This window comes from Dolichospermum circinale AWQC310F, assembly GCF_000426925.1.
Taxonomy (GTDB): domain Bacteria; phylum Cyanobacteriota; class Cyanobacteriia; order Cyanobacteriales; family Nostocaceae; genus Dolichospermum; species Dolichospermum circinale.
This window is the reverse complement of sequence record NZ_KE384668.1, coordinates 76,337-100,448: the sequence shown is the minus strand read 5'-3', so window position 1 is coordinate 100,448 and position 24,112 is coordinate 76,337. Positions and strand designations below refer to the sequence as shown.

Here is a 24,112-nt window from a genome sequence, read left to right as displayed (position 1 = left end):
AGCTGTTGAGCATTTAAATTGTATAACCTAAAATCAGTCTAACTCTTGTGGGGTGGACATCCTTGTGCATCCTAATGTATAAATTAGGTGCATTTTAGCTGACTTGACAAATACCGGACTTTTCTCTATTATATATTTATAGTGGGAATATGTCCGCCCATATATATTAAACATTTACTAAACATCTATTAAACATATCCATAAGTATATCTAAGTAATTTGCGTTTTGATCACGATAGGTCAGAGAAATTAACCACGAAGGAACGAAGGTCACGAATAAAGAGAGGAAGTGAAGAAAAAATGATTTTTAGTTATCAGTTTTCTCTTTTGGTGTTGAGAATTTTTTTATACTATGTTTTATACTATTTGTGCTCTTATTCCCTGGTGCAATCTTCGGCAAAATACTGACCTCACAGGTGCGATAATGTCAAATGGGTAAATCAGAAACACTTTTCATTAAAGAGCCAAAAGAGATAGATATTATGACTCGTGAAGTAATTCGTACTGATAAAGCACCTGCACCTGTTGGACCATATAATCAAGCAATTCTCGCTTCTGGACAAATGTTGTTTGTGGCTGGACAAATTGCTATAGATCCTCGTTTAGGTGATGTTGTTTATACGGAAGATGTAGTTAAGCAAACGGAACAGGTAATGAGCAATATTGAGGCTATTTTGACACAAGCAGGAGCTACATTTGCAGATGTGGTCAAAACCGGTGTATTTTTAGCTGATATGAATGATTTTGCTGCTGTAAATGCGGTTTATGCAAAATATTTTTCTGAGGATACAGCCCCAGCGCGTGCCTGTGTAGAAGTGTCGCGTTTACCTAAAAATGTGCTGGTAGAAATTGATTGTATTGCAGTAATTGGTGGTTAATTATATGGTGGGTATTACCCACCCTACTTTTAATTTTCTGGTTCGATACCTAATGCTTTTAATTGGGCTGCTAGTTTGTCCGCACGTTGTTTTTCTTGTTCCGCACGTTGTTTTTCTTGTTCAATTTCTTGTTGTTTTTGTGCTACTAATTCTGAACTCCACAACAATAAATTTCCCTGTTCGTCCCACAACCTTAACCATTTAGCAGTTAAGTTTTCTCTTGTACCTTCCCATATACCAAGATAAAGATTCATTTCTTCTATCCAGTAACGTTGGTTTTCATGAGGATTCTGCAAAGTGTACAAACCTGTATTAGAGTTTAACTTATAAAACTCTAAACTACCGCTATCTGGTTCAAAAATAGCATAATTTGGGACTTTTAAGATTTTTTCATAAAAAAACCATTTTCCAGGTGGATAGGTTGGTTTACTGGAATATTCTGTTCCGTCTGTATCAGAAATAAATTCCATAACAATAACCGGAATATCTCCCTGTAGTTGGGGTGTATAACTACGAAAGACTTCTTTTTTAGTTACCCGAATTTCCGGTATATAAGCCCAATCAGGGGCTTTAATGACAATTTTGCCATTTACGGTGGCACAGATGGCGTAGTTAGTCGGTGTGAGACAATTAGGGGGAAGTTTACCGGCTAGTTGGAGGCTTTCTGTCAGGGCTGTGGCTTGGGTTGGTTGGTAGATATTGTCCACTGGATCATCTGGGAGAATATAATCATCGGGTAGTTTTTCCCAAGTGATTTGGTAGGCTTGGGTAGCAATGATCATGATGGGGTTTTCCTGTATTCAGGTTGTAAATTCTAGTTTAACCAATTTTAGAAATCCCGTCTACACAGACAAAACCCACCTTACAGTTATAGGACTTACGCAAGTGTCACACCAAAAGGCGTTGCTGATTTGAGGTATGAAAATGATTTTTGATGATTTCAAAACCCTTGTAGAGACGTTCCATGGAACGTCTCTACACCTAAATTCACAGGGTGTACTTCACGCTGAACTTGCTGTATCTGACGCACCTTACCAATGTGCCAGTTGCATAAATCCTGAATTAATTTCTTAATGATAAACTCTCAAGTATTCTTTAAATATGGGGAATATAGTAAATAATTTTTCATCATTTTCTAACTTGGTTAATAAAAATCTTCTTGTTAATGATTGTAACCCGTTTATTATATCTATTGATGACAATGATAAGCACTTTTTGATCTCGTCTCTAGATATGGGTTGATGATTTTGACTGATTTTTAATAATATCTCTTTTTCAATATCAGATAATCTCAACCATATTGAATCAAACTCGGTTTTAAAGTCCGCTGTTAAAATTAAAATATTTTCTTTGAGAAATTCTGATACTTCACCCTGAAATACATCTTTAATCAGGATACTAATATACTGTAAATATTTAGGATAACTTTCATATAGTTTAATCAATTCTAACCAATTTTCCTGATTTTTTAAGCCTGTATTTTGTAAAATATCTACATGATTTAACCCTGATAATTCTAGGGAGTGAATTGGGTAAATTTCCTGGTCTAAGGATATCATTTCTTGACATTTTTCCTGACTAATGAGAATTAAACAGCTTTGATGTTCAATTTCTGTGATCATTTGCAAAAAGATTTGATAGTCTTGATATTCAGGTTTATATTTTCCAGCAAATTGACGATTCATAAAAATATTTTCTAAATCATCTAAAATAATTAAACATTTCTGATTTATAAATATATCAAATAACTGTTTTAATTTATCATCTATAGGTTGTTTAGCTTGCTGTTGACAAACATTTAATAAATCATCAATGAGTAAATTTAGGGATTTAGGAAATTTTAAAGTTCTCCAAATAATGACCGCAAATTTATCTAAGTTTAAATCAACAAATCTTTTGACAAGGCTAGTTTTACCAATTCCAGGTAATCCTAATATGGAGATTAAATGAGTGTTTAGATTGACGATAAACTTAAATATCAATTCTAATTCTTTTTCTCGTCCATAAAAACGAGTAATTTTAGGAGATACGGTTAAATCATGGTAATAAGATTTAGATTGTTTTGTATTATGATCTTCTGGATAATGATTTGATTTTTGAAGATGAGAATAACAATTAATATTATTATTTCCAAAGCTAACAATTTTAGAGTTTATAACTCTTTCTATAGTCCAACAAAAATTAGATTTATTAACCTCTTGACCTAAACCGTCCGATAACATTTTAAATAACTTCCTACTTTCGTCACCAATATAACCCTCATCATAATCATAAATACTGGCAATTTGTCTATAGGTTTTACCATTAAATAGTTCCTCAATAATCTTTTTTTGTAAATCATCTAAATGTTTATCAGTCTGTGTAAATACTAGGTGATCAACAAATTGTAAAATTTCTGTAACATTCATAAAACCGAGCTTAGGTAATATTTTTAGCCATTATAACTCAATTTGTTGGCAATTTATCAGGTATTTTCAGGTATTTTTTTAATATTCTGTAACAAAACATCAGGTAATATCAAGCATTTTCTGACATGACAAAAAAGTCATTTAGTATAAAACTGATTAATCAGGGGTAATTGAAGCAAAAATAATTGTGTAAAAACAATGGTTAACCAACTTTATTATGGGGACAATTTAGAAGTTTTAAGACGTTACATAAAAGATGAGTCTGTGGACTTATGTTATATTGATCCTCCCTTTAATTCTAAACGGAATTACAATCAAATTTATAATAATATCGGTGCAGAAGATAAAGCACAAGCGCAAGCATTTATTGACACTTGGGAATGGGATGATCACGCTATTCATGGAATAAATGAAATCCTCATTAATTATCATGGTTTATTTACTCAACAATGTATTGCTTTAATTACAGGTTTGAGTAATGTTTTAGGAAAAGGAAGTTTACTGGCTTATTTGGTGAGTATGACTTTAAGGATAACAGAAATTCATCGCGTTTTGAAACCTACGGGGAGTTTTTATTTACATTGTGATCCCACTGCGAGTCATTATTTAAAGTTGATTTTAGATGGTGTCTTTTGTTCTCAGAGAGGAGAGTTTCAGAATGAAATTATTTGGAGTTATAACACCGGAGGAAAAGGAAAATCAAGATTTTTAAGAAAACATGATGTTATTTTATGGTATTCTAAAACCAAAAATTATTTGTTTAATAGAAATGAAATTTCAATACCAAGAAAAATAGGCACAGCACATTTAAAATATGGTGTAGATGAAGATGGTAGAGAATATTATGAAGATTTTTCACCTCGAAAAAGTGGAAAACAATATCGTTGGTATTTAGATGAAGGATTAACACCTATGGATGTATGGATAGATATACAAGCAATTAATCCGTCAGCAACAGAACGTTTAGGATACCCAACACAAAAACCAGAAGCATTATTAGAAAGAATAATTAAAGCCAGTTCTAACGAAAATGATATAGTATTAGATGCCTATTGTGGATGTGGTACAACCGTCGCAGTGTGCCAAAAATTAGATAGACAATGGATAGGAATTGATATTACCTATCAAAGCATTAGCTTAATCTTAAAAAGATTAGAAGATAGTTTTCCAGGAGTTTTAAAAACCATTAAACTTCATGGTATTCCTAAAGATATAGAAAGTGCAAGAGCATTAGCAAATAAAACAGATGATCGCACTCGTAAAGAATTTGAAAAATGGGCAATTTTAACTTATACTAATAATAAAGCAGTCATTAACGCTAAAAAAGGTGCAGATAAAGGTATAGATGGAATTGTTTATTTTCAAGGTGATAAAAATGACCCAGAAAAGATAATTTTTCAAGTTAAATCTGGTAAAGTTAAATCGGGAGATATCCGAGATTTACTAGGAACAATGACCCTAGAAACTGCTAGTCTAGCCATATTTATCACCCTAGAAGAACCTACTAAAGATATGCTAAAAACCGCAAAATCTGCTGGTTTTTATCAGAGTAAATACATGAGTCATACTTGCGACAAAATCCAAATCGTCACCATTAAAGAGATAATTGAAGATCAACAAAGATTAAATATTCGTTTAAGTTATGAAGTTCTCAAAAGTGCGGAAAAACAAAAAGAAGTAAGAGTGAATCAAATAGAGTTAGATTTTTAATAAATTTTGTTTAATAAACTTTAAGTAGGTTGGGTTGAGGTAACGAAACCCAACATTTATGATTTTTATCTTGCGTTTATGATCAAAATTGTTCCATAAAAGATTTAAAAACCCCCTCCAGGAATGGAAAGGGGTTAATTGTTACTACTGAAAACTCAATTCCAGCAATGCTTAATAAGCGTTTTGTAACTCGTAAAAATCAGGTGAGATGTAATCTTTCCGCAAAGGCCAACCTACCCAATCTTCTGGCATCAAAATCCGCTTTAAGTTAGGATGACCTTCATAGAAGATACCATACATATCATAGCTTTCCCGTTCTTGCCAGTCCGCTGTTTTCCAAATCCAGTAAACTGAAGGTACAACGGGATTTTCCCTCGGTAAAAATACTTTTACCCTGATTTCTTCAGGACGGTCAGCATTATCGCTAACTTTGAGTAAATGATAAACACTTACTAAGTCTTCTCCCGCTCCCAAGTCAATACCCCCCTGAAACTGGAGATAATTAAACCCATAAGCATACAAAGCTGTAGAAATGGGTAGTAGAAAACTTGCAGGGACTTTAATGATCTCTACTCCGTTAGCATCAAGTTCTAAAAACTCATGGAAAAAGCCATTTTCCGTCAACCATTGGGAAATTTTACCGGCTTTGACTAGAGACGCTTCTGCTGCGGGAACTGGTTTAGATTCTTCAGCCACGCGCTTGTTCCTCCTTCTGGGTCTTTGCTGTCAACAAAGCTGGGGGTACAGCCATACCAATTGCTTCTGTCAATTCTTTGGGAGGATTGAAACGGGTTTCTGACTGCATATACTTACCAGTTAAGATTTCGGGAACTGGCTTCAGATTATGAGTTGTACTGTAGTAACGGTGAACTTGCTTGATGTTATCCCGTTCTTGCATAGAATCGTTAGCGATTTTTTTCCGCAGTTTAATAATTGCGTCAATAATCGCTTCAGGACGAGGCGGACAACCAGGTAAATATACATCTACGGGAATTAGCTTATCCACTCCACGTACTGCTGTGGGTGAGTCAACGCTAAACATCCCTCCAGTAATTGTACAAGCACCCATGGCAATTACATACTTAGGTTCGGGCATTTGTTCATAAAGACGCACTAATTGGGGTGCCATCTTCATGGTAATTGTTCCCGCAGTGATGAGTAAATCGGCTTGGCGGGGGCTGCAACGAGGAATTAACCCAAAACGGTCAAAGTCAAAACGAGAGCCGATTAAAGCCGCAAATTCGATGAAGCAGCAAGCTGTACCGAATAGTAAAGGCCACAAACTAGAAAGCCGCGCCCAGTTGTAAAGGTCATCAACGGTAGTTAAAATGACGTTTTCTGACAGTTCATGGGTGACTGTAGGGCGTTGAATGGGGTTGATGATTTGCTCTTTGTCTGGGGTGGTAATATTAGAATTTACGACCATTCTAAAGCTCCTTTACGCCATGCGTAAACTAAGGCGATGATGAGTATCGAAATAAAGATTAGGGCTTCGATAAATGCCAATAAACCCAGGCGGTTAAAAGCAACGGCCCAAGGATACAAAAATACTGTTTCTACGTCAAAAACAACGAAGACCAGGGCGAACATATAGTAGCGAATGTTGAACTGAATCCAAGCTCCGCCAATGGGTTCTAGTCCGCATTCGTAAGTAGTCCGTTTTTCTAGACTTGTACTAACGGGTCTCAGGATTTTTGAGGCTGACAGTGCTAGAACTGGAACTAGGCTACACAAGATGAAAAAGCCTAGAAGATACTCGTAACCGCTAAGAACAAACACAATGGGTTTCTACCGCTAATGGTGTAAGGGGATAAGCTATCAGTTATCAGATTTATAGTTTGATAGGTGTTTCCTGATAACTGTTGACTGCAATATATGGATAATGTTCTTTTACATTATATCTTTTAGGGCTTTCCCGAATTTGTATTTACATCCCCTGATTCTATTGAAATCCTTTTAATGAGTGATAGAAAACTCCGGCAATTATGTCATAATTTGTAACGTATATTTAATAATTCCCCTGAAGCGAGACTATAAGCCATGAGTGAACAAGCTGAACAAGCTGTGGAAACTCCAGTATTAGACCGCTACGAGTGTCGTTCTTGCGGTTACGTTTATGAACCTGAGAAGGGAGACGACAAAAGCAATATTCCCCCCGGAACAGTTTTTGCAGAACTACCCGCAAATTGGCGCTGTCCAGTTTGTATAGCTAAGAAAACTGCTTTTGCGAATATTGGACCAGTAGGTACGGCCTCTGGTTTTAAGGAAAACTTAGGTTACGGTTTAGGTGTTAATACTCTCACACCAACTCAAAAGAACATTTTGATTTTTGGGGCTTTAGCCCTTGGCTTCTTGTTTTTTATTAGTCTCTACGGACTACAGTAAAAACCGCTATCTTGATTTACCGCAGCGCAAATCTCATTTAACCTGAACTGGAAAACCTCAGTAATACTGATGCAATCAATTGTGAAAAAGTGGCAAGGATTTTTTGCCGCGTTAATAGTAGTTATGGCCTGTATCGGGTGTAGTAGTGTTCCTTCTATTAGCTACAATCCCTGGCAGGTGATTAATGTACCAACAAAGTCGAAATTGCTCGATATTGGTTTTGTTGATAATTCTCAACATGGTTATTTAGTGGGTGGTAATGCCACTCTTTTGGAAACTAATGATGGTGGTGAGACTTGGCAACCGCTAAAATTAGAATTGGATGATCCTAGATACCGTTTTAACTCTGTCAGTTTTGCCGGTCAAGAGGGCTGGATTGCTGGAGAACCTTCTCTCCTACTCCATACTACTGATGAGGGTAAGTCTTGGTCACGAATCGCTTTAAGCGAAAAGTTACCCGGTAGCCCCATTGCTATTACAGCCATAGGTGCAAATACGGCGGAAATGGCCACCGATTTGGGGGCAATTTACCAAACTACAGATGGTGGTCAAAATTGGAAAGCTAATCTGGAAGCAGCATTTGGTGTAGTACGTAACATCGAGCGATCCCCTGATGGTAAGTATATCGCTGTTTCTGCTAAGGGTAGTTTTTACTCGACTTGGGAGCCTGGTCAAAATGCTTGGCAACCCCATAACCGCAATAGTTCCCGTCGTTTGGAAAATATGGGTTTTACTCAGGATGGACAATTGTGGTTATTAGCACGAGGTGGACAGGTTCAATTCAGTGATCCTACTAAAACAGAAGAGTGGCTAGAGCCGACATATCCAGAGTTGTCCACAAGTTGGGGTTTACTGGATTTGGCTTATCGCACACCTGATGAAATTTGGGTTGGCGGTGGTAGTGGTAATTTACTCAGCAGTGCTGATGGTGGGAAAACCTGGACAAAAGACCGTGATGTAGAAAAAGTAGCCGCTAATTTTTACAAAATTGTGTTCTTTAAGCCCGATCAAGGTTTTATAATTGGCGATCGCGGCGTTTTACTCAAATATAACCCCAAAGCAGAGCCAACAGCAGCCCCAGCAGCTTAATTACACCCAACTCAACTGTGGTATGTAACTCAAGTCTCAACTTTGTAGGATAATAAACTTAATCATCGTTTTTGAGAAGGGAGTGAAATAAATGGCAGGTACCACTGGAGAACGTCCGTTTTCTGACATTGTTACCAGTATTCGTTACTGGGTAATTCACAGCATCACCATCCCCGCACTATTTGTCGCCGGTTGGTTATTTGTCAGCACTGGTCTGGCTTATGATGTTTTTGGTACACCACGTCCTAATGAGTATTTTACTCAGGTTCGTCAAGAAGTACCAATTGTGAAAAACCGTTTTGAAGCAAAACAACAAGTAGAAACCTTTATTGGAAAGTAATTTGACATCATGGCTAGCGGTAATAACATCAATCAACCAGTTACCTATCCCATTTTTACAGTCAGATGGCTTGCGGTTCATACCCTAGCTGTCCCTACTGTATTCTTTTTGGGCGCGATCGCTTCAATGCAATTTATTCAACGCTAGGAGTTAATCATGGAAAGAACGCCTAATCCTAATCAACAACCAGTTGAATTAAACCGTACCTCTCTCTATCTAGGACTACTCTTGGTCTTCGTACTGGGAATTTTATTTTCCAGTTACTTCTTTAACTAACTGGGCTTTTTAACGTCAGTTGCTAGTTAGGTAACAGGTGGGAGAAAATTCTCAACTGACAACTGACGAATGACAACTGACGAATGACAACTGACAATTTTTGTAAGTGAGGAAAAAACTGTGTCTGGAAGTGGAAGAATTCCCCTGTGGGTCGTCGCTACGATCGCAGGTTTAGGTGTCATCACTGTTGTAGGTATCTTCTTTTATGGATCTTACGCAGGAATTGGTTCTTCAATGTAATGCTACCGGAAAAAAGGCAGCAATTAAAAATACAAAAGACTAAATTTTTGCTTGATCATCATTTTTGAAATCCTGCTTCAGAAATTATCATAAAAACCGCCTACCTCATAGAGATAGGCGGTTTTGTTAGTTTCTAAATAGGTAATTAGCGTAAAAACTAAGTAACCAATTACCCATAGCCTAATTAAGCAATATCTTCACTTTCAATGTATGAAAACAAAAATGCGAAAATTACTGCTGGTAAAACTAAGCCGGTGAGAGGAACGAAAATAGAAGGCAAAAAGGAGGAATAAGCCAACACAGTGGGCAAAAATGAACTTGACATGATGATAAAGTCCTGTAAAGTCTGACTACAATTCAAATTGAGCTTACTGCAAAATCTTCCCCAATTTGCTAAATCATCAAGATTTTTAACAGAAGTTACTAAAAAATGCGATTTAGCGGTTTTGATAGTAACCTACTATTTGCTTAAATCTTTTTTTATCTTCCTCATGAGCGTTTGGTAGCCACGAAATCCATAAACCAGCAATTTGACTTTCGTTATAATCAAACTCTAAAGATGTTTGAGAAATTAATCCCACTTCTACCCCTGCTAACTGATTTAGATGGGCTGCTATTTCTCGATATACCGCCAAAGGTAAACCAGGAAATTCTATTTTCTCTTGTATTTCCATATCTATAAATCTCTGTGCGGCTTTTGCACCACAATATAATTACTAACAGATGCTTTAGTTAAAGGTTTAGATTCTTCCACAGGTTTTTCTCCCACCTGTTTGACAACTTCAATCCCATACTCTTCTAAAATTACGGTGGGATTACTCCCTTGACGCATTTCAATACGTTTCACTAATACGCCATTCATCAGTCTTTGTCCCGGTTGTACATATCTACTGGTTGGCTCATTCGGTGCTTTAATAATTGCTTGGGGTACTTCACCAATCAAAACTATACCAGTCACAACAACTGCTCTAGCTATTTTCGGCTGTGGCGCTAGTGGTAGAATGGTTTTTTTTGTCGGTTTTTGCTTCATTGGCCTTGGTTGTGCCGACTTGGATATTAACGCGACTACTTTAGTTACTGGTTTAGCAACCGATTTACTAGCCAGTACGGTCTTTGGTGTCGGTTTTTGCCTCATTGGACTTAGTTTTGCCGACTTGGCCGTTATATTCATTGGTTGTTGTTTGATTATAGTAGGTAAGGGCAATAATGTAGGAACTGGGATTTTTGTCCTTGATTCCACAATTTGCCCAAAGGGGTCTGTTCGTCCTTTTTGTATGACCAGCAATCGTTCTGCACCTTTAGTCGGTGGAATCAAAGTGCCAACAGATTCACGATTCGTGACCGGTCTAGCAGACACCATGGGATTATTCAAAGCCAACTCTAAAGATTGTGGTTGTGTTATCTGCTGGGTAGTTGGTTGAGGACTAGCAGTATTAGTGCTAGTGGGCGTTTCACCTATCGTACATCCAGTCAGCGATAAGGTTGTTAAAATAGTTGCGGCTGCAATAGCTGTGGCTGTAATATCTGAATTTGTAATCATTAACTTCTCTTAAAAACTATAGGAAGGTTCGTTTATGGCGTGAATGGCTTGAACTTAGTTCTTCAAGATACTCAGACATAAAGCACTGAATGTAGCTAAACAATATAAAAACTTCACCAGATTGATTAAGTGCGTGGTCTCAACTAACATTTGTTATGTTACCAGCATCAACTAAAATTAACAATTAACTTTACCCGTCATCCATGATATTTTTCAACAATTCTAACCCCTTCTTAACCCGCCTGGAAACTGTTACAACACTAATATTTAGAAGCTGTGCTACCTCTTTTTGGGTGAACTCATGAAAAAAAACATACTCAACAACTTCACGAGTCAGTTTTTCTAACTTAACCAGGGCTTGTTGTAAAAGAATTTGATCTTCTTGGGCTAATTGGAAACTGCGATACTTGGGGTCTGGAACTAATTCACCCAAACAACTAGAATCTTCTTCTCCATCTTTTATAGGTACATCTAGACTCAAGGGTGTGCGGTTAATCAATGCTAATTTAATTTCTTGCCATTCACTTAGAGAAATTTTCAATGCAGCCGCTAATTCCTGATCCGTCGGTTGACGATGATATTCCTCGCTCACAGACCGACAAACCGCGACAGCTTTTTGTTGGATTTCTAGCCAGTGCCTGGGTATTTTTAGGGTGACACTTTTATCTCGTAAATAGTGTTGAATTTCACCACGAATGTAGGGCATGGCATAGGAACTAAAAGCATTTCCCAAAGAAAGTTCAAATTTCTCAATTGCCTTAATTAAGCCTATAGAACCTACCTGTAGCAGATCCTCATAGCTTTCATGGCACTGATTAACCCAATAATAAGCTTCTTTTCTCACTAGTCCAAAATTAAGTTCCACCAATTGATTACGAACTTTTTCCGAGCGGGACTGCTGGTACTCTCGTAACAACTGTGAAATTTGATGTTTTAGTTCGTCGGTGGCTATATTAGACATAAAATTTGAGTTTTTAAGTGAATTTGGAATCTGTTGATTAACCCTTTCCTTGTTCTAGACATCAGAACTATATTCAAATAGCCGTTTAGATAGGTTATATGAACCTCTATGAAAGGAAATATTGGCTGTGTAAAATTGTCTTCAATGGTTTATTTCGCACAATTAATATTAGTAAAAGTGCTTTAGTGTTTTTTACTCAATTAAGTTGAGTGTGTTCGGTAGTTGGTTAAACAACTGTTAGGGAACGAAAATATACAATTAACAGTTAAATAATAAACCGGAATTGTACTCAATTAAATTAATTAACGATGAGATTTACTTATATTTCTGGAGAATTTGAGAAGATTTAATAATTATTAGCCTGAAACTGTGATTACTTTTGTTTATATTGTATGACAAAGCTCTATCCCCTAGTTTCCAAAAAAAACCAAGCAGCACGTTGTTAGTAATGTGCTTCTTGGTCAAGGGAATTCCACAAATAAATTCCTCGGTAGGCTAGGCAAGATGCCTATTCTCCAAAATTTATTTTGTATACATCATGGATGTATATTAGGGTACTAATTTACCAAAATCTGGATATATTTTTACACTTCCATGATGTTGTATAAATATTTAATCAGTAATTTAGGCACGAGGCTCAATCCGACCGTAGAACAAACCACGAATCTTCACTTCTTTAGGTTCACCCGCGCCCAAATCTGTATCAGAAGGTTGTTCACTTTCAAAAGTCCCAGCGATTTCACCGGAAGTGTTATCAACTTTGGCTACCTGCAAAGAAATTTTGCCCTTGAGAACTTCTGCCCGCTTGACGTTAGTACGGGTTAATTCTTCATCATCAGCTTGGGCTGGTAAAGCCACGGCATTATCATAGCCACTAACAACACCACGACCTTTAGGATCTAAGAAAGCAGCACCACGATAGGAAGGGACCTTAAAAGTTCCTTCAAAGTCAGTGGATGTATTGATGCTACTTAAATTAGGTTGTGTTTGTGCGACTAAATTTTTGATGGTAAATAAGAAAGGCACTAATTCACCACCGGGAAGCTTAACGGTGATAGCTTGGAAGTCAAGACCATCTTCTTCTGTAAAAGTCAAGCTATTATCTGAGTTGACGGTTAGCTTACCTTGTACTTGGTCAATGCTAGAAGTATATCTGGTCATAACTTTACCAGGGACAAATTCTGCTTCTTGACGTTTGTTAGCAGGTTCTTCTTTAACAAAGAAATTAGTTGGTTCTAAACAAAGTTCTTTGATAGAATATGTTACGTTAGGATCAACTGCAATAGAACCACGGCTAGTTTCTGCTAGTTGGGGGCATTTGTTCGCCAACCCAGTGCCGCGAATTTGTTCATAGGTAAGTACATCACTCACGCTGGTAGAGGGTGCATCACTACAAGCAGTGATTAGTCCCAAGCATAGAGCGAAGAAAGCAACAATTAAAGCGCGATACCTCATGGTCAACCTCAATCTCAAAAATTAATATCTAAGTTGTCAAACTGCTTTACTAAACGTACTTAAACGCATTGCGTTTCTGAGTCTAGAATTCAAACCATAGACTAAGCAGTGAACCGCATCCATTTGCGATTATGTATGTGTTGCCAGTACATACAATAAAGGTATTTGGATAAGGAAATTAGCCAGATCATACGACTTTTTTTAACTCAAAATCAAAGCACTCTAGTGATTAAATCCTGCCGTAATACAGCACAGATTATGGAAAAGCTTTCTCTACCTTACCACCAAGGATTCTTGTTACCTGAGAATAGCCAGAAAGATATACGCCTATTTTAGGTTTATGAGGATATTGTGCCAGTTGCATAACTTTTCCAGTATCCTATTAGTTTTATGGAGTAGAACCTTTTATGGAGCATGATCAAAATTTAGCCTGTGAGGATTTATCCTGGCAACTACAGGCGATTTCTAACGCGGTAAAAAATGTAGCTGAAACCTGCGAGGGGGATGTAATTGCTATATTGGCTGTGTTACGTCATTTAGAACAATTGCACAGAGAAATTCGGGATGGAGTGTTTCAGGAAAATTTGCCCGATAATCGCCAAAGACTGTACTCATTGCTCAGAAATATCGAGTCAGAGGGAGGTTGGCCTTATATCGCCCGAATGCGAATACAAGCTTTGTTAGTGAATTTGTCGCAGTCAGCTAGTGATGAAGATACTTCTCCCAACCACAGTCATGATGTTTTTCAATCCTCAGAATAGATTAGCGTTAAAATTTGTTGTTGTGAAGAGGGAAAGGGGAAGAGGCAAGAGGGAAATGTTACTTTTCTTTAGAAACTGTGGTTTTCTGCCCCTCTCTACTGAGAGTAAAATTATCATGTAATTTAATGTAAATTAATGTAGCTTTATGAAACCAAAGGCTGTAAAGAATTGTCTGCCGGCTGATACTGTTGGCAAAAGCTAATTTTCTGGAAAATGCCCACTATATGGCATAGATGTGATTGCTGGTATAAGTGAACTCAATATACAAAATAAATTCGATTGTAATTGACAAGGAGTGCAAATGGCTGGAATATTATCGGTTTCTCGGACAAATTTAGCTCAACGTCGGCAGAAATTACGCCGTCAGCGACAAATCAAAGTTATTCAGACTATTTGGCGAACAGTTGCCGTAACTGGAATGGCCTCGGCCTTGTTATGGGTGGCAATTCAACCAATGTGGGTATTAAAGGATTCCCAGCAAATAGTTATAAAATCTGGTGCCAAAATCGAGCCGGCTCAAAAGGATATTTATTCACTGTTAGGATTATCCTCCCCTCAGTCTTTATGGCGAATTGAACCTTCCCTAATTGCCGACTCTTTAAAAAAACAACCAAATATTGCCCAAGCCACCGTTAGTCGTCGTTTGTTTCCACCTGGTTTAATTATTGAAATCCAGGAACGAGTTCCTGTGGCCATAGCCCAAATACGTAAAAAGCAACCCGCCACTAGTTGCACAGCTGCGCCTTCTGCTCCGGGCAAGTCTGCTGATGTTAAGCCTTGTGTACAAAACAACAGTACGGCTCATAAGCAAAGTGAACTGGGTTTACTAGATGCTAGTGGGATCTGGATGCCCATGGCTAAGTATATGTCAATGAATCCTCAAAGGGAATTACCCCAGATGATGGTGATTGGTTCTCCCGCACAATATAGGCCATTCTGGACTCAACTTTATGAAGCTATTCGTCAAAGTTCTCTCAAGGTGACGGAAATTGATTTTCAAGATCCCACAAATTTAATTTTGACGACTGAATTAGGAATTGTGCATTTGGGTAGCCCTAGCAACAAATTACCTGAACAAATTCGGGTACTTGAGCAAATGCGCCATTTAAAGACTCAATTTAATCCTAGTAATATGGATTATATCGATCTAAAAAATCCTGCCATGCCATTAGTACAGGTGAATCAAAAAAAATCAGACTTAGATATCAAAAAATCGGCACAACTGAATACAAAACCAATCCTAAATCTCTGAATACTGACATTTTCTCGAATTAAACTGACGTGACTAATTTTATATTTTGGCAAATTGGCAAATTCGTATGTATTATACATATAGATGTACGATTTTGCAGCCATTAGTTAAAAAATCATGGTCAGGGTTGTCAAATCAATATCTGAAAAATATTCTGAAAAGACATGAGGAGGTGATTAAAAATTATTGGTAGGACTAAAGTCTATCGCAAAGCTCAGTAACCAGTCAAATATTCTATGTGAAGTAGTGCCAGTAGATTTATGCCTAGAGATAGGCATGAGATAAATAAACATCTATGGTTTTTTGGAACTATACTTTTGAGGAATAGGGGAGAGTTAGCCACATTAGCGTTTAGTATTATATACTGTACAGCTAATTATTTTATTTCACAAATCCACCAATACAAGAGCCAGTAAAACCAAAAGAATTTATACAGCAGTAATCAAAACTACTAGCCGCTCTAAAAATACCATGACCATTTTACAGCAAGTATTTCACTTTAGACAGTGGCTTTTGTTGTTTCTGTCAAAGTTAAATTTTATGCCTGAATCAGCGAAAAATTACTAGATATAGCCTACAACATCATGGTAGGCTGGTAAATAGTAAAAACAATAAAATATGATGCCAATAAATTCTGGCAACGTCAAAATATAGTTGACTGTTAAGTAAATCACACCGATAAAAGTCGTTTATCTATCCTTCGCAAATCCAATGACACTTGATAATAACCAAGGGCTAATCTATAACTCTCAAGCCGGAAACCAGCCAGGATTCTCTCTAGCAGTTAACGCCACGAATCCTTTTAATAATTCTTCTTTAAACTTCACCCAAGGTCAAGATCATAAGAGAATTTCTACTGAAAGTAGGAGTATTGGTGAAATTGTTCCGGGTCGTGTTGCTAACATCAAGGTGATTGGTGTCGGTGGTGGTGGTGGTAATGCTGTCAACCGCATGATTGAGTCTGATGTGTCTGGAGTAGAGTTTTGGTCAATCAATACTGATGCTCAAGCTTTAACTTTAGCCGGCGCTCCTAGTCGTTTACAAATTGGGCAAAAGCTAACTAGAGGTTTGGGTGCAGGAGGAAATCCCGCTATTGGTCAAAAGGCAGCGGAGGAATCTCGTGATGAAATTGCTACTGCTTTAGATGGTGCAGACTTGGTATTTATTACTGCTGGTATGGGTGGGGGAACTGGTACAGGCGCTGCCCCAATTGTGGCGGAAGTAGCTAAGGAAATGGGCGCTCTGACTGTTGGTGTGGTGACTCGGCCGTTTATCTTTGAAGGACGCAGACGCACCAGCCAAGCGGAACAGGGAATTGAAGGCTTGAAAAGTCGAGTTGATACTTTAATTATTATTCCTAATAATAAGCTCTTGGAGGTGATTCCTGAACAAACTCCTGTCCAAGAAGCTTTCCGCTATGCCGATGATGTGTTACGTCAAGGTGTGCAGGGTATTTCTGATATTATTACTATTCCTGGTTTAGTAAATGTTGACTTTGCTGATGTGCGGGCTGTTATGGCTGATGCAGGATCGGCTTTGATGGGTATTGGTGTAAGTTCAGGTAAATCTAGAGCTAGAGAGGCAGCGATCGCTGCAATTTCTTCACCTTTGCTAGAATGTTCTATTGAAGGTGCTAGAGGAGTTGTGTTTAATATTACTGGTGGTAGTGATTTAACTCTTCATGAAGTGAATGCTGCTGCGGAAACAATCTATGAAGTGGTTGATCCTAATGCCAATATTATTTTTGGAGCGGTAATTGATGACAGACTCCAGGGAGAAGTGAGAATTACTGTGATTGCTACTGGCTTTACTGGGGAAATTCAAACCCCTTCAGCGCAAACTATCGTTACTCCCAGAGTGGTTACACCTACTCCCACTCCTACTACTACCAGAAGACCTGCACCACTACAACCACCTGTTAATAATCCCCCCCCAGTTGCAGAACCACCAAAGGAAAAACCCTCTTTGGATATTCCTGACTTTCTACAAAGACGACGGACACCACCCAGAAACTAGTTCAAGTTGTCAGGATTGGTAACACACCAAAATCTCAATAAACCTTTATTAAGAAAGGTTTACATTGCTATAGACAATTTTTTGTTCTCAATAAGAATTGTGTAATGTCTATATTTTCGTTCTTTATTGCGACTAAAGATATGTTAATAAACCAAATTTTCATTTCAAATTATTCTTGGAATTTCTCTCTAAACTTGTGGTTTTATAATCTTTAACCCTGAATAGGAAAACCAGATCCCCGAATTTTACAGCACTTACTGGTGTTATGAGGTACATATCTAGCGGGCAAGATGCCCGCACCACAAAAGTTTCATGATTCAACTTTGTACCTCATCAGAGCGGAAAAGGCTGTAGTATTGATTCAGCATTCATTGATTTCATTAAAGAAAAAACGGGGATCTTGCACCTATTGTAGCTTGATTAAACCTCCTAAATTCTGACAATTTCATAAACATTATGTCCGACTTTAATAACAACATCAATAACTACATCCAAGATCTACAAGAAAATAGCCAACGCGGTGGAGAACGTAGTCACTATTCCAGTTTACAAAGTTTAATAGAAAGTTTAGAAATCGGTATTAACACCATAGTTAAAGAAAAAGGTAATCAAGCAGGAATACCCGATTTAACTATCAGAAAAAATGATCGGATTTTAGGATATATAGAAGCTAAAGATATTAATATTGATTTAACTAAAATCGAAAAAACACCACAACTCAAACGTTATTTAGAATCAAATATTGGTGACAATTTGATTTTAACTAATTATCTAGAATTTCATTGGTATGTAAACGGAGAATGTGAAAAAACTGCTAAACTAGCTGATTTAAAATCAGGTAAAATTATTGTAATTAATGATTTACAACCAATTAGAGAATTATTACAATCATTTCTGAATCAAAAAGCCAAAGATATTAATAATTATTACGATTTGGCTAAAGAAATGGCAGCTTATACTAAAACCATTAGAAACGCAATTCAATCATCTTTAGAAATAGAAACAACCACAGAAGAATTAAATCGTCTAAAAGAGACATTTAAAAAACTACTACTTTTAGATATAGATAATGATAAATTTGCAGATATGTACGCTCAAACTATCGCTTATGGGTTATTTACTGCAAAAATTGGTCATGTACAAAATCCTGGACAATTTGCATTTAATCGGACAACAGCCGGTATTTACATTACTGATAAAATCCCTTTTTTAAAAGGTTTTTTCGACATAGTTATTAATAGCGATAATGTGAGTAATATTCATCAATCAATTGAAAATTTGGTAGAATTATTAAATACAGTTGATATGACGAATATTTTAGAAAACTTTGGGAGAGAAACCCGCACAGAAGACCCGGTTTTGCACTTTTATGAAACATTTTTAGCTGCTTATGAATCTTCATTAAGAAAAAGTCGTGGTGTTTATTATACTCCTGAACCTGTAGTTAATTTTATTGTCCGTTCTGTGGATGATCTTTTAGATAAAGTTTTTGATTTAGAATATGGTTTAGGAAATCGCAAAGTCAAAATTCTTGACCCCGCAACGGGAACAGGAACTTTTTTATATGCAGTTATTAAACAAATTCGTGATAATGTTGCTAAATATGGTGTTGATAAATGGAATAGTTTTTTAAGAGACGCAAAACTTTTAAAGCGTTTATTTGGGTTTGAATTATTGATGACTCCCTATACCATAGCGCATTTAAAATTAGGTTTATTATTAGGAGATTTGGGTTATAAATTTGCACCAGAAGAAAGATTAAAAGTTTATTTAACTAATGCTTTGGAAGCAGGAATAAAGGAAGATGATTTAATTCCTGGTATTACTCAAATAATTGCGGAAGAATCAAGTCAAGCAGCAAAGGTAAAAACGGAAATTTCTGTAACTGTGGTATTAGGAAATCCTCCTTATTCTGTGAGTTCGCAAAATGCGAGTAAACGCAAAAGGGTCTTAAATCAAGATGAAAGATATTTAGCAGATATTGAATATACTGGTTCAGTTTGGAATCGGATTTATAAAACCGGAAAAGCGGGTACAACTATCACCGAATTAACCCACATTGGGGAACTTTTAGAACTATATAAAGGTAGAGTGAGACTGGAAGGAGAAAAGAATATCCAACCTTTGGATGATGATTATATTAAATTTATTCGTTTTGCTCAATATCAACTGCAAAAAACACCAAAAGGCTATGGTATCATTGGTTTTATTACTAACCATTCCTATCTCAATGGTTTAATTCATCGAGGTATGAGGGAAGAATTGTTAAGGTATTTTGATAGATTATATATCATGGATTTACATGGTAATTCTTTATTAAAGGAAACCACTCCAGAGGGAAATGTTGATCAAAATGTTTTTGATATTCAACAGGGTGTAGCGATTTTAATTGCTGTGCGCGAAAAAGATAAACCTGATTATTTTTCTACTGCTTATAAATCCAGAGATGGTGTTAAGGAAATGGCTAAGGTGTTATATTATGATCTGTGGGGAAGACGTGAGGATAAGTATAAGTTTTTAGAATCTGCAAGTTTAGATAATATTGATTGGATAGAAGTAAAACCTACTGAACCTAATTACTTTTTAGCACCTAAAAATCTTGATTATGAAGACGAATATCAAAGAGATTTGAGTATGACTGATATCTTTCCTATTTATGCTGCGGGAGTAAAAACTAGAAGAGATAATATATGTGTTGACTACGATAGAGAAACTCTAATAAATCGTTTTGATGATATTTCTATAAATACTAATTTAGAAGAACTAAAACAAAAATACAATATCAAAGATACAGAATATTGGACTTTAGAAAAAGCTAAGTTAGATATTAAACAAGATGAAATTGAATCAAAATTACTACTATATGCTTATAGACCATTTGATAATCGTTGGGTTTATTATAATCATAAGATTATTGAAAGAGGAGATAGTCGTAAAGAATTAATGGGACATTTGTTGAAAAGTAATAATATTGCTTTACTTTCCTGTCGTCAACAAGTTGAATCTGGATTTCATCATATATTTTGTTCAGAAATTCTCACAGAACATTGTTCTGTATCATTAAAAAGTAGAGAAGCAACTTATGTTTTTCCTCTTTATATCTACCCAAATACAGAAAATAAACAAACAAATCTTTTTCTAGAAAAAACTCCTAACCTATCCCCAAAATTCCTAGAAGCTATCAAAGATAAACTTGGTACAATACCCACACCAGAACAAATCTTTTACTATGCTTATGCTATATTTCACAGTCCTATATACCGCACTAGATACGCTGAGTTTTTAAAAATAGATTTTCCTCGTCTTCCTTTAACCAGTAACGAAAACCTATTTAATTCATTAGCTATCAAAGGAGAAGAATTAGTTAACTTACATTTAATGAAATCTCATACACTCAATAATTTCATGACAACTTATCAACAAATAGGAGATAATCAAATTACTGAAGTTACTTATCATTCAGAATTACAAAGAGTATATGTTAATAAACAGAATTACTTTACCAATATTCCTCAACATATCTGGGAATTTAAAATCGGAGGATATCAAGTATTAGATAAATGGTTAAAAGACAGAAAAAACGCTAAACGAGAATTATCTACCCAAGAAGTTAACCATTATCAAAAAATTGTGATCTCCTTAACAGAAACTTTCCGAATTATGCAAGAAATTGATCAAATTATTCCTCATTTTCCCCTCAAATGAATATTCGCTTCTACCCATTGAATTACTTGATAACCAAGATTAGTACCATTAAGTCGATCAATTTCCCGAACTCCGGTAGGACTTGTCACATTAACTTCCGTAAGGTAGCCACCAATGACATCAATACCAACGAAAATTAACCCATCTTGACGGAGTTTTGCGGCTAAATGAGTGCAAATTTCCTCTTCTCTTGGGGTGATATTAGTTTTTGCGACAGTACCACCTGTTGCCATATTATTGCGAAAATCACTACCACTAGCAATACGATTAAGCGCACCTATAGCTAGACCATTGAGTAAGATAATCCGTTTATCTCCCTCCTTCGCTTGAGGTAAATAATTTTGTACCATGACGGGAATTTGACCATGAACTGTGCTAAGTTCAACAATAGAATTAAAATTGCGATCGCTTGCTTGTAAAAATAAAATTCCTTCTCCAGCTTTATTTCCCAGTGGTTTGAGAATTGTCGCTGCTTTGGCTACCACAAACTCGCGGATCACCTGTTTATCAGCACTAACAATGGTTTCGGGAACACATTCCCGAAACTGAAGTGCGTACATTTTTTCATTCGCACTACGAATACCAGCGGGGTTATTAATGACTAGAGTTTTATTTTGGTCAATATAATCCAAAATATAGGTAGCATGAAGATAAGCGTCATTTATTGGTGGATCTGTACGCATAAATACGCCATCCATTTCTTCTAAAGGAATAAAAACACTAGGGCTTAATTTAAACCAATTATCAACCGCTAACCAACGTCCCTCCACTAAATTTACAGGAACAAGCTCTACTTGTTGCGATACAGCCCAAGCTTGACCATCAATGACACTCAGTAAATTTGCTTGAGTTATCCATATTTCATGTCCCAAAATTTGCCCAGCTTCCATCAGTGCCACACTGGTATCATGACATGGATCAAGTTTATGTATAGGATCAATAATAAAAGCCAGTTTCACCCTTTATACCTCTGTTATCCATGAATTTTAACATCAAAGAATATTCAAGATCCCCGACTTCTCAAATTCATTTATGTATCTCAGAGCAAGAAAAATGAGAGTAGGAAGTTGGGGATATGATACATAATCTTTTAATCTTAATTAAGATGCTAACATCTCATCTAATTTACCTTGACGTTCTAAAGCGTGTATATCGTCACAACCACCTATGTGATTATCATTAATAAAAATTTGGGGTAGAGAACGTCTACCATTGGCTCGCTGTGCCATTTTTGCTCTTGCTTCCTCATCTCCGTCAATACTATATTCAGTAAAATTAACACCTTTTTTGTTCAGTAGACTTTTAGCACGGAGACAAAAGGGGCAGGTTGACCAAGTATAAATTTCTACTATTGCAGTCATAATATTCTCAACAAAACGTCATAATTCTTAATTTTAGCGATAATGATAGGTAAAAGGCAACTAATAGCTATTAATTACCAATTACCTATCACCTATTACCAATTACCTATTCCCACTCAATAGTTCCTGGTGGTTTAGAAGTAATATCATAAACCACACGATTAACCCCTTTCACTTCATTGACAATGCGGTTAGAAATTGCTTCTAGCACGTCATAAGGAATCCGCGCCCAGTCTGCGGTCATCCCATCCTCGCTGGTAACAATCCGTAAGACAATAGGATGGGCATAGGTACGTTTATCACCCATAACTCCAACGCTGCGAATGGGTAAAAGGACTGCAAAAGCTTGCCAAACCTGATTATACAAGCCGCGTTGATTAATTTCTTGACGGACAATTAAATCAGCATCTCGCAAAATATTTAAGCGTTCAGCAGTGACCTCCCCTAAAATGCGAATTGCTAAACCCGGTCCTGGAAAAGGTTGACGTTGGACAATTTCTTCTGGTAAACCAATAGAACGACCAACCTTACGAACTTCGTCTTTAAACAGTTTCCGCAGCGGTTCTACCAGTTTAAATCTCAAGTCCTTTGGTAAACCACCCACATTGTGATGACTTTTAATTTTCACTGCTACCCGTTCCCCAGTTTTGGGGTCAACATTGGTATCAGCAGATTCAATCACGTCTGGATAGAGTGTTCCTTGAGCCAAGTAGTCGAAGTGTCCAAGATTCTTGGATGTTTCCTCAAAAACACTGATAAATTCATGTCCAATACGCCGACGTTTCTCCTCTGGATCTGTGACTCCAGCGATAGCTGAGATAAATCGCTCACGGGCATTGACATATTCTACAGGAATATGGAATTGTTCTTTAAATAACTTTACTAACCTTTCTGGCTCTAATTTCCGCATAAAACCCTGGTCAATAAATACACAGGTTAACTGTTCACCAATGGCTTTATACAGAAGAAAGGCCAAAGTAGAAGAATCTACCCCACCAGACAATGCTAATAATACCCGTTTATCCCCTACCTTGGCGCGAATTTCCTGAATAGCTTCCTCAACAAAAGCCGCTGTTGTCCAAGTAGGTTCACATTCACAGATATGATAAACAAAATTACGAATTAAAGCTAAACCACCCTGAGAATGGACGACTTCGGGGTGAAACTGTACGCCATAAAGTTTTTTGTCGTGATGAGCGATCGCTGCACAAGGTGTATTGTGGGTATGGGCAAGCATTTCAAAGCCTGGAGGTACGGTTGTAACTGAATCTCCATGACTCATCCACATAGTTGTACCCTCTTCGACATTAGTTAATAAGTCTGTAGGATCATCTATATATAGAGATGCTTTACCATATTCACCTCGTTCGGCTTTGGTAACTTCCCCACCCAATTGATTAACCATCAATTGCATACCATAGCACACTCCCAGAACTGGTATTCCCAACTTCCAAATTTCTGAGTCACAATGGGGAGCAAAGTCACTATATACAGAACTAGGTCCACCAGAAAGAATAATACCTTTGGGGTTAATTTGACGTAACTGTTCCGCTGTGGTGCGGTAGGAAAGAACTTCGGAATATACTTGAGTTTCGCGGATACGACGCGCAATTAACTCAGAATATTGAGAACCAAAGTCTAAAATTACAATTATTTGCTGTTTCAGGTCCCCAAAATTTTCCTGTGTTTGAGGTACTTCAAGTGTTGGTAGAGTCACCGCTGTATTCATGGTAGC

General features: G+C 36.8%; 26 protein-coding genes. 12 read left to right on the top strand and 14 right to left on the bottom strand.

The annotated features are described in order from the left end of the window. Window positions 1-482: 482 nt before the first annotated feature. On the top strand, window positions 483-878 hold the full coding sequence (locus ACIR310F_RS0104980) for a Rid family detoxifying hydrolase (RefSeq protein WP_028082869.1): 396 nt from the start codon (window positions 483-485) through the stop codon (window positions 876-878). Window positions 879-907: 29 nt separating this feature from the next. Here ACIR310F_RS0104980 and ACIR310F_RS0104975 read toward each other — a convergent pair whose 3' ends face one another. Both ACIR310F_RS0104975 and ACIR310F_RS0104965 read right to left on the bottom strand, forming a co-directional pair. Next, a complete protein-coding gene (locus tag ACIR310F_RS0104975) occupies window positions 908-1,660 on the bottom strand; it encodes a Uma2 family endonuclease (protein WP_028082868.1) in 753 nt (250 codons plus the stop codon). A 288-nt stretch (window positions 1,661-1,948) separates the two neighbouring features. Continuing rightward, window positions 1,949-3,286 carry an ATP-binding protein gene (locus ACIR310F_RS0104965; protein ID WP_028082867.1) on the bottom strand — a complete coding sequence of 446 codons (1,338 nt, stop codon included), beginning with the start codon at window positions 3,284-3,286 and terminating at the stop codon, window positions 1,949-1,951. 198 nt (window positions 3,287-3,484) lie between these two features. Between ACIR310F_RS0104965 and ACIR310F_RS0104960 the strand changes: the two genes are divergently transcribed. Continuing rightward, the gene (locus ACIR310F_RS0104960) at window positions 3,485-4,996 is read left to right on the top strand and encodes a DNA methyltransferase (RefSeq protein WP_028082866.1); all 1,512 of its coding nucleotides are present in this window, start codon (window positions 3,485-3,487) and stop codon (window positions 4,994-4,996) included. Window positions 4,997-5,167: 171 nt separating this feature from the next. On the opposite strand, the gene ACIR310F_RS0104955 is transcribed toward ACIR310F_RS0104960, so the two are convergent. The 3 genes from ACIR310F_RS0104955 to ndhC are packed head-to-tail and all read right to left on the bottom strand — an operon-like array spanning window position 5,168 to window position 6,775. Then, a complete protein-coding gene (locus ACIR310F_RS0104955; protein WP_028082865.1) occupies window positions 5,168-5,692 on the bottom strand; it encodes an NAD(P)H-quinone oxidoreductase subunit J in 525 nt (174 codons plus the stop codon). Further along, on the bottom strand, window positions 5,685-6,422 hold the full coding sequence (locus ACIR310F_RS0104950) for an NADH dehydrogenase subunit K (protein WP_028082864.1): 738 nt from the start codon (window positions 6,420-6,422) through the stop codon (window positions 5,685-5,687). Before ACIR310F_RS0104950 ends, ACIR310F_RS0104955 begins: the two co-directional genes overlap by 8 nt. Further along, the gene (ndhC, locus tag ACIR310F_RS0104945; RefSeq protein ID WP_028082863.1) at window positions 6,413-6,775 is read right to left on the bottom strand and encodes a photosynthetic/respiratory NAD(P)H-quinone oxidoreductase subunit C; all 363 of its coding nucleotides are present in this window, start codon (window positions 6,773-6,775) and stop codon (window positions 6,413-6,415) included. The genes ACIR310F_RS0104950 and ndhC overlap by 10 nt, the downstream gene beginning before the upstream one ends. A gap of 261 nt (window positions 6,776-7,036) precedes the next feature. On the opposite strand from ndhC, the gene ACIR310F_RS0104940 reads away from it, so the two are divergent. The 5 genes from ACIR310F_RS0104940 to ACIR310F_RS24070 all read left to right on the top strand — a co-directional run bounded on the left by ACIR310F_RS0104940 (window position 7,037) and on the right by ACIR310F_RS24070 (window position 9,086). Continuing rightward, the gene (locus ACIR310F_RS0104940) at window positions 7,037-7,381 is read left to right on the top strand and encodes a rubredoxin (protein ID WP_028082862.1); all 345 of its coding nucleotides are present in this window, start codon (window positions 7,037-7,039) and stop codon (window positions 7,379-7,381) included. A gap of 69 nt (window positions 7,382-7,450) precedes the next feature. Beyond that, window positions 7,451-8,470, top strand: coding sequence for a photosynthesis system II assembly factor Ycf48 (locus ACIR310F_RS0104935; RefSeq protein ID WP_028082861.1), 1,020 nt, complete (start codon window positions 7,451-7,453; stop codon window positions 8,468-8,470). Between the two features lie 91 nt (window positions 8,471-8,561). After that, window positions 8,562-8,810, top strand: coding sequence for a cytochrome b559 subunit alpha (gene psbE / locus ACIR310F_RS0104930; RefSeq protein ID WP_028082860.1), 249 nt, complete (start codon window positions 8,562-8,564; stop codon window positions 8,808-8,810). A 9-nt stretch (window positions 8,811-8,819) separates the two neighbouring features. Beyond that, window positions 8,820-8,957 carry a cytochrome b559 subunit beta gene (gene psbF / locus ACIR310F_RS0104925; protein WP_028082859.1) on the top strand — a complete coding sequence of 46 codons (138 nt, stop codon included), beginning with the start codon at window positions 8,820-8,822 and terminating at the stop codon, window positions 8,955-8,957. A 9-nt stretch (window positions 8,958-8,966) separates the two neighbouring features. Next, window positions 8,967-9,086, top strand: coding sequence for a photosystem II reaction center protein L (locus tag ACIR310F_RS24070; RefSeq protein WP_015081482.1), 120 nt, complete (start codon window positions 8,967-8,969; stop codon window positions 9,084-9,086). Between the two features lie 26 nt (window positions 9,087-9,112). On the opposite strand, the gene ACIR310F_RS26650 is transcribed toward ACIR310F_RS24070, so the two are convergent. After that, the gene (locus ACIR310F_RS26650; protein ID WP_231387392.1) at window positions 9,113-9,268 is read right to left on the bottom strand and encodes a hypothetical protein; all 156 of its coding nucleotides are present in this window, start codon (window positions 9,266-9,268) and stop codon (window positions 9,113-9,115) included. Between ACIR310F_RS26650 and ACIR310F_RS24065 the strand changes: the two genes are divergently transcribed. Then, window positions 9,225-9,326: a photosystem II reaction center protein J gene (locus tag ACIR310F_RS24065; RefSeq protein ID WP_231387390.1), complete on the top strand. Its 102-nt coding sequence runs from the start codon at window positions 9,225-9,227 to the stop codon at window positions 9,324-9,326. The genes ACIR310F_RS26650 and ACIR310F_RS24065 overlap by 44 nt on opposite strands. 184 nt (window positions 9,327-9,510) lie before the next feature. On the opposite strand, the gene ACIR310F_RS24060 is transcribed toward ACIR310F_RS24065, so the two are convergent. The 5 genes from ACIR310F_RS24060 to psbO form a co-directional block, all read right to left on the bottom strand. Further along, window positions 9,511-9,651: a photosystem I reaction center subunit VIII gene (locus ACIR310F_RS24060; RefSeq protein ID WP_071604786.1), complete on the bottom strand. Its 141-nt coding sequence runs from the start codon at window positions 9,649-9,651 to the stop codon at window positions 9,511-9,513. A gap of 112 nt (window positions 9,652-9,763) precedes the next feature. Further along, window positions 9,764-10,000: a hypothetical protein gene (locus ACIR310F_RS0104915; RefSeq protein ID WP_028082858.1), complete on the bottom strand. Its 237-nt coding sequence runs from the start codon at window positions 9,998-10,000 to the stop codon at window positions 9,764-9,766. A 2-nt stretch (window positions 10,001-10,002) separates the two neighbouring features. Next, window positions 10,003-10,866: a hypothetical protein gene (locus ACIR310F_RS0104910; RefSeq protein WP_028082857.1), complete on the bottom strand. Its 864-nt coding sequence runs from the start codon at window positions 10,864-10,866 to the stop codon at window positions 10,003-10,005. A 190-nt stretch (window positions 10,867-11,056) separates the two neighbouring features. Continuing rightward, a complete protein-coding gene (locus ACIR310F_RS0104905; protein WP_028082856.1) occupies window positions 11,057-11,827 on the bottom strand; it encodes an RNA polymerase sigma factor SigF in 771 nt (256 codons plus the stop codon). Window positions 11,828-12,451: 624 nt separating this feature from the next. Next, a complete protein-coding gene (psbO, locus tag ACIR310F_RS0104900; protein ID WP_028082855.1) occupies window positions 12,452-13,282 on the bottom strand; it encodes a photosystem II manganese-stabilizing polypeptide in 831 nt (276 codons plus the stop codon). Window positions 13,283-13,689: 407 nt separating this feature from the next. Between psbO and ACIR310F_RS0104890 the strand changes: the two genes are divergently transcribed. The 4 genes from ACIR310F_RS0104890 to ACIR310F_RS0104875 all read left to right on the top strand — a co-directional run bounded on the left by ACIR310F_RS0104890 (window position 13,690) and on the right by ACIR310F_RS0104875 (window position 21,016). Continuing rightward, on the top strand, window positions 13,690-14,043 hold the full coding sequence (locus ACIR310F_RS0104890; protein WP_028082854.1) for a hypothetical protein: 354 nt from the start codon (window positions 13,690-13,692) through the stop codon (window positions 14,041-14,043). A gap of 301 nt (window positions 14,044-14,344) precedes the next feature. Beyond that, complete coding sequence (locus tag ACIR310F_RS0104885) at window positions 14,345-15,295, top strand: cell division protein FtsQ/DivIB (protein WP_028082853.1); 951 nt, start codon at window positions 14,345-14,347, stop codon at window positions 15,293-15,295. Between the two features lie 711 nt (window positions 15,296-16,006). Further along, a complete protein-coding gene (ftsZ, locus tag ACIR310F_RS0104880; protein WP_028082852.1) occupies window positions 16,007-17,311 on the top strand; it encodes a cell division protein FtsZ in 1,305 nt (434 codons plus the stop codon). A gap of 456 nt (window positions 17,312-17,767) precedes the next feature. Further along, a complete protein-coding gene (locus tag ACIR310F_RS0104875) occupies window positions 17,768-21,016 on the top strand; it encodes a type ISP restriction/modification enzyme (RefSeq protein ID WP_028082851.1) in 3,249 nt (1,082 codons plus the stop codon). On the opposite strand, the gene gshB is transcribed toward ACIR310F_RS0104875, so the two are convergent. From gshB to guaA, 3 genes are all read right to left on the bottom strand, one after another. Beyond that, window positions 20,998-21,975, bottom strand: coding sequence for a glutathione synthase (gshB, locus tag ACIR310F_RS0104870; RefSeq protein WP_028082850.1), 978 nt, complete (start codon window positions 21,973-21,975; stop codon window positions 20,998-21,000). The genes ACIR310F_RS0104875 and gshB overlap by 19 nt on opposite strands. A 141-nt stretch (window positions 21,976-22,116) precedes the next feature. Continuing rightward, complete coding sequence (grxC, locus tag ACIR310F_RS0104865) at window positions 22,117-22,377, bottom strand: glutaredoxin 3 (RefSeq protein WP_028082849.1); 261 nt, start codon at window positions 22,375-22,377, stop codon at window positions 22,117-22,119. Window positions 22,378-22,483: 106 nt separating this feature from the next. Continuing rightward, window positions 22,484-24,106 carry a glutamine-hydrolyzing GMP synthase gene (gene guaA / locus ACIR310F_RS0104860; protein ID WP_028082848.1) on the bottom strand — a complete coding sequence of 541 codons (1,623 nt, stop codon included), beginning with the start codon at window positions 24,104-24,106 and terminating at the stop codon, window positions 22,484-22,486. Window positions 24,107-24,112: the final 6 nt, after the last annotated feature.